Here is a 13,771-nt window from a genome sequence, read left to right as displayed (position 1 = left end):
CCGCCATGCTCCGCCCTACCCTTCGCTTCGCCGGCCTGTGCGCAGGCTTGATGTTCTGCGCCAACGCCCTGGCAGTGTCTCTCAGTGACCTGTCGCAACAAGACGCCACCGGCGGTCTCAAGGACGCCCTGACCCAAGGCGCGCAACTGGCCGTCAAACAACTCGGCACACCCGGCGGCTTCAGCAACAACCCGGAGGTGAAGATTGAGCTGCCGGGCAAGCTGGGTAAGGTCGCCAAGAAAATGAAACAGTTCGGCATGGGCGATCAGGTCGATCAACTGGAAACCAGCATGAACAAAGCGGCTGAAACGGCCGTGACCCAGGCTCAGCCGATCCTGGTGGATGCGGTGAAGAAGATGACCGTGGAAGATGCCAAGGGGATCCTCAGCGGCGGCAAGGACTCGGCGACTCAGTACCTGAGCAAAACCAGCCGCGAACAGATCCGCACCAAGTTCCTGCCGATCGTCAAACAAGCCACCGACCAGGTCGGCCTGGCCCAGCAATACAACTCGTTTGCCGGGCAAGCGGCGACTCTGGGTGTGCTGGATGCGAAAAATGCCAACATCGAAAGCTACGTGACCGAGCAGGCGTTGAACGGTTTGTTCGAGATGATTGGCAAGCAGGAAGAAACCATTCGCCAGAACCCTGCGGCGGCGGCGACCAGTTTGGCGAAGAAGGTGTTTGGTACGCTCTAAACCTCAACTCCGATCCTGTGGGAACGAGCTCTTGCTCGCTCCCACGAAAATCAGATCGTCGACACTGCCCGCAGGAAGAACACCCACTCGCGCCCCATCTTCCTTTTCTCGAACACCTTTAACTCGACCAACCCGTTCAGGGTGGCCGACGCGGTGTTGTAAGAGCAGTTCAGATTCTCCTTCACATTGACCGCCGTGAATTCCTTGGCCATACCACTCTTGGCCACTTGGTATACAGCTCGCTGTTTCTCGGTGAGCTGGTCAAAGAAACCTGACTCCAGCAGCCATCGATCAAAGCTTTCGGTATAGGCCAGGCTTTTTCGATAAGCCTCGGTAAAAGCGCTGACTGCCCGGAAGATGACTGAACACTGGAAATCGATGAAATAGGTCAGGTCCAGATCATCAGCTTCGGTATTCAGATACGAGCGCCCGTATTTCACCGGTGCATTGCGCAGCAAGAGACTGATCGCAATGTAGCGAAAGGCCGAGAAGTCATTCTTGAACATGAACCAGTAAAACAGCGCCCGCGCGACCCGACCGTTGCCGTCGCGAAAAGGATGCTCATAGCCCAGGGCAAAATGCAGCGCGATACCTTTGATCAATGGATGAAGGTAATCCACTTGATTGGGATCGTCGTGAGACTGGTTGATCCACTTCGACAGCACCTGCAATCGTGACGCGAGTCCCGCTGCGGGTGGCGGCGTATGAACAGTATTGCCCTCACCGTCCTGCACCACCACGTCATCGTTGATCCTGAAGGCACCCGGTGAATATTGCGGGTCATCGATACCTTCGACTCCGACACGATGCATCGCCGCGATCAGCTCGACGCTCAAGGGCTCATAACGCTTTTCCCAGGCGAAGTTCATCATCTTGTAGTTGCCGATAACCATCCGCTCATCCGGCGTGCGCGGCAGGCGTTTGCGCTTGAGCATGTCCTTGGCCACCCGGGTTGTGGTCGCCGCACCTTCGAGCTGGCTGCTGCTGATGGCTTCATCGTCGATCAGATCGTGGAGCAGATAGCTGAAATGCGCGCGCTCGCCGATTTGTCCGGTCATGTATTCCAGCGCAGCCGTCGTCGCTTGTCGATCAACGGCCGAAACAGCTTTCTGGGCCAATGGGGTCAGCACAAATCGGCCCCACTCAATGGGCTCGCCCAATGGCAAAAGACTGGAATACTGCGCGGTTCTAGCTTTCTTGACCAAGGCCCAGCACAGATTCGAATCCAGCCCCGGCGCCCAGCGGTAGCGCAACTCATCGAATGGAAGACAACGCCCCTGATCGTCCAAAGGCTTGAGCAGTGCGAGATAGTCCGAGAGGCGTTCCTTGTGGGGCGATTGCCCCAACCGATCGAACACCGGGTCGGATCTGCCCTTCAGCATGGGCGGCTTTTTCATTATCGGCGGCTCAAAAACTCACGAAATTGAGTCTTGAGTACAACAGCGCACCTACGTTGACTCAATATCAGACGGATCTGAAATATGTGTAGGAGCCTGGACCGCCTTCGCGGGCAAGCCTCGCTCCTACAGTTGGACTGGGTACATCCAGGAGAGATTGGTCGGCTGTCAGGTCGCCATCGCAGGCAAGCCAGCTCCCACAATGGAGCGGCGTACCACCGCTTTTCACCACTCAACAGGCCGAGCGTTAGCTCGCCTGCCGCTTTTGATCTTGATGCACCGCCCCCTCGAGAGGCCGAGTGGAGGTTCTGCGCAGTGGGCAACCCGGCATGGATGCCGGGTTAGCCGCGCACGGCCATGGATGGCCGATCGCGGCGGGCCCACGGAGCAGGACCGGAGCGAGGGCATGCCGAGCCTAAGCGAGGCACCGAACGAAAGGGGCAAGAGCCCTTGGTTACTTGGGGCTTTTCCAAGTGACTCGCCGTAAGGGCGAAACCGCCAGCCGCCGTGACCGCAGCAACGGATATGCCCCCACCAACAAGAGCATGGTCGGCCCGAAGGCCGCCAAGATCAAACAATCACACAGGCTCTTGCTTGACCCTGAACCAAGCCGCATACAGCGCCGGCAAAAACAGCAACGTCAACGCCGTCGCCACAATCAGCCCGCCCATGATCGCCACCGCCATCGGCCCGAAAAACACACTGCGCGACAATGGAATCATCGCCAACACCGCCGCCAACGCCGTCAGCACAATCGGTCGGAACCGCCGCACCGTCGCCTCGATAATCGCCTGCCAAGGCTTAAGCCCGGCAGCGATATCCTGCTCAATCTGATCCACCAGAATCACCGAGTTACGCATGATCATCCCGGACAAGGCGATCGTCCCGAGCATCGCCACAAAACCGAACGGCTGGCGGAACACCATCAGAAACAGCGTCACACCAATCAGCCCCAGCGGTGCCGTCAGAAACACCATCACAGTGCGTGAGAAACTGCGCAGTTGCAGCATCAGCAACGTCAGCACCACCACGATAAACAACGGCACACCGGCCTTCACCGAGTTCTGCCCGCGAGCCGAGTCTTCCACCGTACCGCCGACGTCCAGCAAATAGCCGTCCGGCAATTCGGCACGAATCGGATCGAGGGTCGGCATGATCTGCTGCACCAGCGTCGCTGGTTGTTCCTTGCCATAGATGTCGGCGCGAACCGTCACGTTGGGCAGACGGTTACGGTGCCAGATAATGCCTTCTTCGAAGCCATACTCCAGCGTTGCAATCTGCGACAGCGCCACACTGCGACCGTTGTCGGTCGGCACCGCAAGACTTGGCAGCAACGCCAGCTCGGTGCGTTCATGCACTGTGCCGCGCAACAGTATCTCGATCAATTCGTTATCTTCGCGATACTGGCTGACGCTGGCACCGGTCAGCGAGCTCCGCAGAAAACCCGAGAGGTTCGCCGTGCTCACACCCAGCGCTCGCGCGCGGTCCTGATCGACGTTCAGGTAAACGACTTTGCTCGGTTCTTCCCAGTCCAGATGCACGTTGGCCACGTGTGGGTTCTCGCGAACCTTGGCCGCCACTTTACGGGCCAATGCGCGGACTTCCTCGATGTGCTCACCGGTTACCCGGAACTGCACCGGATAGCCAACTGGCGGGCCGTTCTCCAGCCTCGTGACACGTGAACGCAAGGCCGGGAATTGTTCGTTGAGGGTTTCGATCAGCCAGGTTCGCAGGGTTTCGCGTTCCTCGATAGTTTTGGCCAAGACGACAAACTGCGCGAAGCTCGCTGCCGGAAGTTGCTGATCCAGCGGCAGGTAGAAACGCGGCGAACCGGTGCCGACATACGCCACGTAGTTGTCGATCCCGGCGTGATCCTTGAGCAGGCCTTCGAGGCGTTTGACCTCATCGCTGGTGTTGCTCAACGACGCACCTTCGGCCAGTTTCAGATCGACCATCAACTCCAGTCGCCCCGAAGCCGGGAAGAATTGCTGCGGCACGAAACGGAACAGCACCACTGACGCGACGAACATCACGATGGTCAGGACGATCACCGTTTTGCGCCGGCGCACGCACCATTCCACCAGCCGTCTGACGCGCTGATAGAACGGCGTGCCATAAGGGTCGGGTTGGCCATCGCCGGTGCCATGTTTGGCGGCGTGAATTTTCGCCAGGTCCGGCAGGAGTTTTTCCCCCAGATAAGGCACAAAGACCACGGCGGCAACCCACGATGCCACCAGCGCGATGGTCACCACCTGGAAGATCGAGCGGGTGTACTCGCCGGTGCCCGATTGCGCGGTGGCAATCGGCAGGAAGCCGGCAGCGGTGATCAACGTGCCGGTGAGCATCGGGAATGCGGTGCTGGTCCAGGCATAGCTGGCGGCTTTGACCCGGTCGAAGCCCTGCTCCATTTTGATCGCCATCATTTCCACAGCGATGATCGCGTCGTCCACCAGCAACCCCAGCGCCAGCACCAGCGCGCCGAGGGAAATCTTGTGCAGGCCGATGCCAAGGTAGTACATGCAGGCGAACGTCATCGCCAACACCAGCGGAATCGCCAGCGCCACGACCATGCCGGTGCGCACACCGAGGGAGAAGAAGCTCACCAGCAATACAATCGCCAGCGCCTCCACCAGCACCTGAACAAACTCGCCGACACCGGTTTTCACCGCAGCGGGTTGATCGGACACCTTGCGCAACTGCATGCCGGCCGGGAGATTTGTCTGGATTCGGGCGAATTCGACTTCCAGCGCTTTACCCAGAATCAAAATGTCGCCACCGCCCTTCATGGCCACCGCCAGACCGATGGCGTCTTCAGCCATGAAGCGCATGCGCGGCGCCGGTGGATCGTTGAAGCCACGGCGAACATTCGCTACATCGCCGATACGGAACGTGCGATCACCAACGCGGATCGGGAAGTTCTTGATCTCGTCGACCGTCTGAAAATTCCCCGAAACCCGTAGCTGCAAACGCTCGCTGGTGGTTTCGAAGAAACCAGCGGTGGACATCGCGTTCTGCTCTTCAAGCGCCTGCTGCACCGTCGCCAACGGCAACCCGAGGGTGGCCAGTTTGACGTTGGAGAGCTCGATCCAGATCTTCTCGTCCTGCAGCCCGAGCAGATCGACCTTGCCCACATCCTTGACCCGCTGCAGCTGAATCTGGATACGGTCGGCGTAGTCCTTGAGCACCGCGTAATCAAAACCTTCGCCAGTCAGGGCATAGATGTTGCCGAAGGTGGTGCCGAATTCGTCGTTGAAAAATGGCCCCTGGATGCCCGGTGGCAGGGTGTGGCGAATGTCGCTGATCTTCTTGCGGACTTGATACCAGAGCTCCGGGATCTCCACCGAGTGCATGGAGTCCCGAGCCATGAACGTCACCTGGGACTCGCCCGGGCGGGAGAACGACGTGATCCGTTCGTACTCGCCGGTTTCCATCAGTTTCTTTTCAATACGCTCGGTAACCTGGCGCGACACTTCCTCGGCCGTGGCCCCCGGCCAATTGGTGCGAATCACCATGGCTTTGAAAGTGAACGGTGGGTCTTCGCTTTGGCCGAGTTTGGTGTAGGACAGCGCGCCGACGACGGCCAGCAAGAGCATCAGGAACAGTACGATCTGGCGGTTACGCAGCGCCCATTCGGAAAGATTGAAACCCATCGGGGATTACTCCTTGTGCGCCAGATTGACCACGCGGTTGGAGCGATCCACCGGGCGCACTTGCTGCCCGTCGTGAAGCACATGAACACCGGCCGCCACCACCCAGTCGCTGGCATTCAGGCCTTCGAGCACCGGCACGGTTTTCTCGCCGAATGCACCGACCCGCACCGGGACTTTTTTCAAGGTGTTGTTGGCGCCGACCACCCACACATAAGTGGCACCGTTTTCCGCAGTGACCGCCGACAATGGCACCGACAATGCCACTACTTCGGCGGTCTGGATGAACACCCGGGCGCTCTGGCCGAGTTCGGCCGCAACCTTGCCGGCGGTGAATGCAACGCGGGCAGCAAAGGTGCGGGATTTCGGATCGGCCGCAGGCGACAGTTCACGGATGCGTCCGGGGAAACGTTGATCGGGTTGGGTCCAGAGTTCCACCGAAACCGGTTGGCCGACCTTGAAGCGACCGAAGCTCTGCTCCGGGAGGCTGATCAACACTTCACGCTCGCCATCGGTGGCGAGGGTAAACACGGTTTGCCCGGCCGCGACCACTTGCCCGACTTCAACCGCACGTTTGGCCACCACGCCATCCTGCGGTGCACGCAGCACCGCGTAACTGGCCTGATTGGTCGAAACGTTGAATTCGGCTTTGATTTGCTTGAGGCGTGCTTCACCGGAGCGGTAGAGGTTTTCCGCGTTGTCGTACTGCGAACGGCTGACCATCTGCCGCTCCATCAGGGTCTTGTAGCGATCACGCTCGGCGCGCACCAGGCTCAGGTTGGCTTCGGCGGCCGCGACCTGGGCACGGGTGGCTTCCAGTTGCAGGCGCACGTCCTGAGGATCGAGTTCCGCCAAGGGCTGGTCAGCCCTGACCCGCTGGCCTTCCTCGACCAGTCGTCGGCTGACTTTGCCGCCAATGCGAAAGGCCAGATCTGGCTCATAGCGCGCGCGAACTTCACCGGGATAACTTTCCATGGCCTGAGCCGAAGGCTCTGGCTGTACGACCATGGCCGGGCGGACGGTGACTTGAGGCGCCTCTTCATGGCCACACGCAGACAATAAAAAAGCCAGACTGACCGGCAATGCGAGGGACAAGGCATAGCGGAACATGGTGAAGGACCTTTCGCTAATGGTGCTTGGAATAATTATACTGGCCGGTATGTTATTAATAGCAAACTCACCAGTCCAGTATTAAAGCGAAGAATGTCTAACAATCTTTCAACACCCAGCGGTCCGGGCCGTCCCAAGGATCTGGCCAAGCGCCAGGCAATCCTCGACGCGGCGAAAATCCTGTTTCTGAGTAAGGGTTACGCCAACACCAGCATGGATGCCGTGGCGGCCGAGGCCGGCGTGTCGAAGCTGACGGTCTACAGCCATTTCAATGACAAAGAGACGCTGTTTGCCGCCGCGGTGATGGCCAAGTGCGAGGAGCAACTGCCAACGCTGTTTTTTGAATTGCCTGACGGCATTGCCGTGGAAACCGTGCTGCTGAACATCGCGCACGGTTTTCATCAGCTGATCAACAGCGACGAATCGGTGAACCTGCACCGGCTGATGATGACGCTGGGCAGCCAGGACCCGAAGCTCTCGGCGATCTTCTTCGAGGCCGGGCCAGAGCGCGTACTGCACGGCATGGAGGGGTTGTTGAGCAAGGTTAATCAGAGCGGCGCGTTGAGCATCGATAAACCGCGCAATGCGGCAGAGCATTTCTTTTGCCTGCTCAAGGGCGCGGGGAATTTCCGGTTGCTGTACGGCTGCGGCGAGCCGGTGACCGGGGATGCGGCCGAAGCGCATGTGCGGGAAGTGGTGGGGTTGTTTATGCGGGCTTATCGGCCAGAGTCAGCCTGATCGATTTGTAGTGTGTGGGCCGACGCTATCGCGGGCAAGCCCGCTCCCACAGGTTCCGAGGTGTTCTCGGATATTGTGCCCAACACAAAACCTGTGGGAGCGAGGCTTGCCCGCGATGGGGCAACACGGTCTTAAGGCTTGAGCGCTTTCTTCGGATAGATGTCGTATCGGCTGGATTTGCCATCCAGCGCATGACTCGGCTTCGGTCCGTCGATGCACGGCGCCTTGCGCGGACGCTTGACCACCACCCGGTGACTGGCCAGGGCCAACGCCGCTTCGAGCAGGGCTGGGGCATCCGGGTCATCGCCTACCAGCGGCCGGAACAGGCGCATTTCCTTCTTCACCAACGCGGTTTTCTCGCGATGGGGAAACATCGGGTCGAGGTAGATCACCTGCGGTGGCTCGCCTTCCCAGTTGCGCATCACTTCGATCGAATTGCCCTTGAGTAAACGCATCCGCGCCACGATCGGTGCCACGTCGAAATCTTCCGCGCCACGCGCCAAGCCGTCTTCAAGCAAGGCACCGATCAGCGGCTGGCGCTCGATCAGGCTCATCTCGCAGCCCAGGCTGGCCAGCACGAACGCGTCTTTGCCCAGCCCCGCCGTAGCATCCAGCACTCTCGGGCGCACGCCTTGGGCGATGCCGACGGCCTTGGCGATCATCTGACCGCTGCCGCCACCGTACAACCGACGATGGGCCGCGCCGCCCTCGACGAAGTCCACCCGCACCGGTCCCGGTGCGTCAGGCCCGAGTTGCTGCAGCTGCAACCCCTGCTCGCCCACCTGCAAGGCAAACTCGCCGTCATCCACCTGCAACGGCAACCCCAGGCGCTCGGCCCATTGCTCGGCCTGTGGCTGAAAGGTCGTGCCCAAGGCCTCGACATGAATGCGGCAGGCCGCAGGTTGCTCAATCATGGGAAAACACGCTCAAAAAATTAATGATCGGCAAAAACGGCCGATAACCAAACTATCGAGCATTTTGCCAGAGCTGAGCGTCGACCGAGAGAAATGTCAGACATTCAACGCACATCGATAGGTTACATCTCGCCCCACGGCGATTTTGGCCTGCGAAACTCCCAAGCACTGAGCGGCGTCAGTCACCTGTGGCAGGATTTTTTTGCCCAGGCCCTGGCCGATCAGTCGGGCGATGTCGTGCCGGAGTCTCTCAACTTTCCGCCGGTCGATCTCGACAGCCCGGTCGAACCGACCGTCGGCAGCGAGCTGCTGGCGCACATCATTTCCCAACGCGAATGTGATGTGATCGAAACACCCGTCCGCCCGCCAGAGCCGCTATTCCTGCCGATTGCCGAGTTCGAAATGGACCTGGCCGACAAACCGTTCCCGCCGTTCCCGCCGGAAGAAATCGTCGCGCAACAGAAACAACAGGACTTCGACAGCGGCTGGGTACGCCCGATCGTGCTCACCGCCGGTCAACCGCTGCCAGAGCCTGGCACCGCACCGCAACCACTTCCGCTGCACTTGCCGATCGCCGAGTTCGAACTCGATCTGCTGGACAAGCCGTTCCCGCCGTTCTCGCCAGAAGAACTGGTGGAACAACAGAAACAATTCGATTTCGATAACGGCTGGGCACGCCCGATCGTTCTGCAGAACCTGCGCATCGCCGCATAACCCTTCAGCGACACCGCCACCACGGCCCGACATCCACATGAAAGTGATTGCGATGGGCGGCGTTGTAGTCCGGACTCAACACCACACTGAACATGTCGCAAGCGCCGTCGCGGACCTGATGGAGAAATCGCGCGTCCTGATTATCCTTCGGCCAATCCTTGAGCACGCTGATGAATCGGCCGTCCGCCAGCCGGAATCCGCTGATATCCAGCGCATCGGCCGTGGCATGCTGGCTGCGTCTGCCGTTTTCGCGGTTGTAGACGTTGCGACAGGCGAAACTGCCGAGATGATCGACCCGTTTCACAGCCTGCCCGTAGACAGCCTGAGCCGCCGGTTGCAGGGCGTGGCGCTCGAACAAGGCGAACGCCACCGCCAGGCTGCAACTGGCGAGGAAACTGCTGCTCAGCGCCGCCTCGCCACCTTGCACACGCAAGGTGTTGGTCAACGGACAGGTCGCGTCCGGGCTGTCGGCCTGACGGGCCACCCGCAAATCTGAGCTGCTCAGGGCCTGGTCGCATAACTGCGGATCATCGCGCAGACGCATCAGTTTGTAGCGGGTCAGCAGGTTCGGTTCGGCCTTTACGTCCAGCGGCGTCCATGGGTTCCATTGCGGGGGAATGGCAACCCAGCCACGCCAGACGCTCAACCCGGCAGCGCCGATGAGCAACAGCACCAGCAACAGCCCCCAGCGAAACCGCATCGTCAGCCTTTGAACAATTGATTAACCTTCTGGAACGGCATCGACCGGGAGGTAAAACCGAAGGTCCCGTGTTGCTGGATTTCCTCGGCGGCGCGCAAGAACTCGCCATACGCCGCCAAGGCCAGGGCCGAACCGACGCTGATGCGTTTGACGCCCATTTCACTCAACTGCTCGACCGTCAGCTTGAGCCCGCCAGACATCAACACATTGACCGGTTTTGGCGCCACGGCACGGACCACCGCCAAGACCTCTTCAGCGCTGCGCAGGCCCGGCGCATAAAGCACGTCGGCCCCCGCCTCGGCGAATGCCTGCAAGCGTCGAATGGTATCGTCGAGGTCAGGATTGCCGTGCAGAAAGTTCTCGGCACGCGCCGTCAGCACAAAGGGGAAAGGCAAACTGCGAGCCGCCGCGACGGCAGCTTCGATACGCGCCACGGCATGCTCGAAGCAGTAGATCGGACCGTCCTCACGCCCGGTGGCATCTTCGATTGAACCGCCAACGGCACCAGCCTTGGCGGCCCGCAGAATACTTTGGGCGCAGTCGGCGGGGGCGTCGGCAAAACCGTTTTCGAGATCCACCGCTACCGGCAGATCGGTGGCCGCGACAATCGCCTCAACGTTTGCCAGGGTCTCGTCGAGCGTCAGCCCACCATCGGGACGGCCCCGGGAAAAGGCGTAACCGGCACTGGTGGTCGCCAGCGCCTCGAAGCCAAGGCTGGCGAGCATTTTCGCCGAGCCAGCGTCCCAAGGATTGGGAATGACAAAAGCGCCCTCGCGTTCGTGCAGTGCTTTGAACGCCTGGGCTCGAAGGGTTTGCGCATCCATAGGCAGGCTCCTGAAAAAGGGAAAACCCGCTTCAGAGCAAGCCAAGTTGCTCGGCGGCGGGCTCTCTGTATAGCTCAGGCAGCGACGGCAAGCCAGGCAAACGTAGCATCAGTTGCGCGTGGAAACGTAGTGCCAGTTTAGCTGCCAGCAGGTTATCGGCGGTGTGCAGGAAGATATAGGGCGTGCGGCCCTCTTCGATCCAGACAGCGATTTTCTCGACCCATGGCACCAGGAATGGATCGTTGGCTTCAAGCTCTGGATGGCCGATGAAACGCACCTGTGGAAACTGCGTAAACGCAGCAGGACGAGGCGGCACCCTGGGCTTTTTCGATTGAGCGTGGAGCACCGAAGGATCGCTCGAGGTGCAGCTGAACAGCGCTCGCGGATCGAGACAGATGCGCTCGACACCGCGGTCCAGCAACAGGCGATTGAGCATTCGCTCGGCATCGCCCTTGGCGAAGAACTCATCGTGCCGCACTTCGACCGCCAAAGGCCGGTCCACCGCGTCGATAAAACCGGCCAGCTCGGACAAGCGCTGAGGGGTGAAGCTTTTCGATAATTGCAGCCAGAGCGGAGAAACCCGTTCACCCAGAGGGCTGAGCAATTGCACAAAGGTTTCGGCAGCGGTCAATTGTTCGCGCAGGTCGCCGCTGTGGCTGATGTCGCCGGGGAACTTGGCGGTGAAGCGAAAGTGTTCGGGCATGGTTTCGGCCCAGCGCTGCACGGTGGCGGCAGAGGGGCTCGCGTAGAAGGTCGTATTGCCTTCCACGGCGTTGAACACTTGAGAATAAAGATTGAGAAACTCGGCGGGCCTGGCGTCTTGCGGATACAAGTACTCGCGCCAGGCGTTTTCACTCCAGGACGGGCAGCCGAGGTAGTAAGGCAGCATCAGATGTACAGATCGAGACCCAATACATCCGCATCCCAATCGACAAAAGTGGCGGTGCTCAGGTAACTGGCCAGTGCCATCGCCGCGCTTTTGCTCATGGCGCGGTGATAAATCATGTCTTGTTGACGAGCGGGGAGATTGCTCAGGCGTTGCGCGGAGGCTTTGGCGGCGCGGGCGGCCAATTGCTCTTCGGTAGGGAATTCCAGCTCGCCGTCGATATCGACGTAGTCGTCATCCGCCACAGGGCCTTTGCGGGGCTTGCGCTTGATGGGGTAGGACTGGGAGGAAACGCCGTCTATACGCATGAGTACATGTCCGGTATCAGTGATGGCAGCTTAGTGGCACATAGCCCACTTCGCAAACTGCCGAGTGATAACTAGAACACAGAAAAGCGAAAAGGTTTAAAAGCGGCGGGTAGAAAACTGACGATTGGCTGCGGCTGGAACACTTTGTGGCGAGGGAGCTTGCTCCCGCTGGGCTGCGAAGCTGCCCCCCAAGCGCAGTCAGGTACACCGCGCCGTCAGGTTCTACGACTGCTCCGCAGCCGAACGGGAGCAAGCTCCCTCGCCACAGGACAACCGGGATTAACGCGCCTTGGGAGTCGCAACTTTATCGCGTAGATACACCGGCTGCGCCTCATCAGCCACGATCGCTTCACCGCGTTCCCAGGCAAAGCGCGCCAGGGTCAGCAGGTCTTCGGCGTGGGGCAGCATGCCCGCGTCTTGCCCGCTCAGGTTGACGGCAATGCGCTCGGAATATCCCCAACCGGTGCCCGCGCCGAACCACTCGCCGCTGGCATCGGCCGGCAACGCAGCGGCTTCCGGTGGCAATACCGCTTCGTTGCCCACCAACCGCATCTCCCCCGCCGTTTCGCGGTAGCAACCCCAATACACCTCATCCATGCGCGCATCGATGGCCGCCGCGACCTGGCTGACGCCGTGTTCGCGATAAGCCCGTTGAGCGAGTACGGCGAGATTGGAGACCGGCAACACCGGGCGATCCAGCGCAAACGCCAAACCTTGCACCACGCCGATGGCGATCCGTACACCGGTGAACGCGCCCGGACCACGGCCGAACGCAATGGCATCGACCGCTTGCAGCGTGGTTCCGGCATCGGCCAGCAGTTGCTGGATCATCGGCAGCAGCTTTTGCGCATGCAGGCGCGGGATCACCTCGTAATGACTCGTGACTTTGCCGTTATGCAGCAAAGCAACGGAGCAAGCTTCAGTCGCGGTGTCCAGGGCCAGCAAGGTGCTCATCGATGTTTCCGTAAGAGAGGTCAGAAAAAGTGCGCCAGTATAAACAACTACGGCCCGCAAGCGGGCCGTAGAAGATGAAGCCGATCAGACTTTTCAGCTCAGTGCTTCAAGCACCTTGCCGGTGATCACTTCAACCGAGCCAACACCCGGAATATGGCTGTATTTCGGCTTGCCCTGCGCAGAGGCCAGACCCTGGTAGAACTCCACCAGTGGTTTGGTCTGGGAGTGGTAGACCGACAGGCGATGACGCACGGTTTCTTCGGTGTCGTCCTTGCGCTGCACCAGCTCTTCGCCGGTAATGTCGTCTTTGCCGGCGATTTTTGGCGGGTTGTAGACGGTGTGGTACACGCGGCCGCTGGCCTCGTGAACGCGACGACCGGCGATACGCTGAACGATTTCTTCGTCATCGACGGCGATTTCGACCACGTTGTCCAGCTCCACACCAGCTTCTACCAGCGCTTCAGCTTGCGGAATGGTGCGCGGAAAACCGTCGAACAGGAAACCGTTGGCACAGTCAGGCTGCGCGATACGGTCCTTGACCAAGGCGATGATCAAATCGTCAGAGACCAGACCACCGGCATCCATGATGCCTTTGGCTTTAACACCCAGCTCGGTACCGGCTTTTACAGCAGCACGCAGCATGTCGCCGGTGGAGATTTGCGGGATACCGAATTTTTCGGTGATGAACTTAGCCTGAGTACCTTTACCGGCCCCGGGAGCTCCCAGCAGAATGACGCGCATCGATGTGCTCCTCAATTTTTTATATAGATAACGTCAGATTCGCCTCGTGGGGCCAATCTCAAAAATAGGATCGCGACCGCCCAAACGGCCAAAGGCTGATCAAGATACACAGCAGGCCCTGCCCACACAAGCCGCCGAAAGTC

General features: G+C 60.0%; 13 protein-coding genes. 3 read left to right on the top strand and 10 right to left on the bottom strand.

Annotation, left to right across the window (positions count from 1 at the left end; genetic code table 11):
* The first annotated feature begins 5 nt into the window (after window positions 1-5).
* On the top strand, window positions 6-695 hold the full coding sequence (locus tag ACZ3HH_RS12495; RefSeq protein ID WP_465804967.1) for a DUF4197 domain-containing protein: 690 nt from the start codon (window positions 6-8) through the stop codon (window positions 693-695).
* Window positions 696-745: 50 nt separating this feature from the next.
* Here the strand turns inward: ACZ3HH_RS12495 and ACZ3HH_RS12490 are convergent, their stop codons facing one another.
* The 3 genes from ACZ3HH_RS12490 to ACZ3HH_RS12480 form a co-directional block, all read right to left on the bottom strand.
* Window positions 746-2,092 (bottom strand): Fic family protein, encoded by a 1,347-nt coding sequence (locus ACZ3HH_RS12490; RefSeq protein WP_465804965.1) that lies wholly within the window; start codon window positions 2,090-2,092, stop codon window positions 746-748.
* Between the two features lie 578 nt (window positions 2,093-2,670).
* Window positions 2,671-5,742, bottom strand: a complete 3,072-nt coding sequence (locus ACZ3HH_RS12485) for an efflux RND transporter permease subunit (protein WP_465804964.1) — start codon at window positions 5,740-5,742, stop codon at window positions 2,671-2,673.
* A 6-nt stretch (window positions 5,743-5,748) separates the two neighbouring features.
* Window positions 5,749-6,849 (bottom strand): efflux RND transporter periplasmic adaptor subunit, encoded by a 1,101-nt coding sequence (locus ACZ3HH_RS12480; protein ID WP_465804962.1) that lies wholly within the window; start codon window positions 6,847-6,849, stop codon window positions 5,749-5,751.
* Between the two features lie 93 nt (window positions 6,850-6,942).
* Between ACZ3HH_RS12480 and ACZ3HH_RS12475 the strand changes: the two genes are divergently transcribed.
* Window positions 6,943-7,587 (top strand): TetR/AcrR family transcriptional regulator, encoded by a 645-nt coding sequence (locus ACZ3HH_RS12475; RefSeq protein WP_465804960.1) that lies wholly within the window; start codon window positions 6,943-6,945, stop codon window positions 7,585-7,587.
* A gap of 131 nt (window positions 7,588-7,718) precedes the next feature.
* Here ACZ3HH_RS12475 and ACZ3HH_RS12470 read toward each other — a convergent pair whose 3' ends face one another.
* Window positions 7,719-8,501, bottom strand: coding sequence for a class I SAM-dependent methyltransferase (locus ACZ3HH_RS12470; RefSeq protein WP_007906283.1), 783 nt, complete (start codon window positions 8,499-8,501; stop codon window positions 7,719-7,721).
* A gap of 93 nt (window positions 8,502-8,594) precedes the next feature.
* On the opposite strand from ACZ3HH_RS12470, the gene ACZ3HH_RS12465 reads away from it, so the two are divergent.
* On the top strand, window positions 8,595-9,215 hold the full coding sequence (locus ACZ3HH_RS12465; protein WP_465804958.1) for an energy transducer TonB: 621 nt from the start codon (window positions 8,595-8,597) through the stop codon (window positions 9,213-9,215).
* Window positions 9,216-9,219: 4 nt separating this feature from the next.
* Here ACZ3HH_RS12465 and ACZ3HH_RS12460 read toward each other — a convergent pair whose 3' ends face one another.
* From ACZ3HH_RS12460 to adk, 6 genes are all read right to left on the bottom strand, one after another.
* Window positions 9,220-9,915 (bottom strand): extensin-like domain-containing protein, encoded by a 696-nt coding sequence (locus tag ACZ3HH_RS12460; RefSeq protein WP_465804956.1) that lies wholly within the window; start codon window positions 9,913-9,915, stop codon window positions 9,220-9,222.
* Between the two features lie 2 nt (window positions 9,916-9,917).
* The gene (locus tag ACZ3HH_RS12455; RefSeq protein WP_465804954.1) at window positions 9,918-10,739 is read right to left on the bottom strand and encodes an isocitrate lyase/PEP mutase family protein; all 822 of its coding nucleotides are present in this window, start codon (window positions 10,737-10,739) and stop codon (window positions 9,918-9,920) included.
* A 31-nt stretch (window positions 10,740-10,770) separates the two neighbouring features.
* A complete protein-coding gene (locus ACZ3HH_RS12450; protein ID WP_465805351.1) occupies window positions 10,771-11,631 on the bottom strand; it encodes a DUF72 domain-containing protein in 861 nt (286 codons plus the stop codon).
* Window positions 11,628-11,933, bottom strand: a complete 306-nt coding sequence (locus ACZ3HH_RS12445) for a hypothetical protein (protein ID WP_038979126.1) — start codon at window positions 11,931-11,933, stop codon at window positions 11,628-11,630. Before ACZ3HH_RS12445 ends, ACZ3HH_RS12450 begins: the two co-directional genes overlap by 4 nt.
* A gap of 279 nt (window positions 11,934-12,212) precedes the next feature.
* Entirely contained in the window at window positions 12,213-12,887 is a 675-nt protein-coding gene (tsaB, locus tag ACZ3HH_RS12440; RefSeq protein WP_465804952.1) for a tRNA (adenosine(37)-N6)-threonylcarbamoyltransferase complex dimerization subunit type 1 TsaB, read from the bottom strand.
* A gap of 93 nt (window positions 12,888-12,980) precedes the next feature.
* Window positions 12,981-13,628, bottom strand: a complete 648-nt coding sequence (gene adk / locus ACZ3HH_RS12435; protein ID WP_007906266.1) for an adenylate kinase — start codon at window positions 13,626-13,628, stop codon at window positions 12,981-12,983.
* Between the last annotated feature and the right edge of the window lie 143 nt (window positions 13,629-13,771).

This window comes from Pseudomonas sp. PME37.24/025 (genome assembly GCF_055556615.1).
This window is presented reverse-complemented; position numbering and strand designations above follow the sequence as displayed.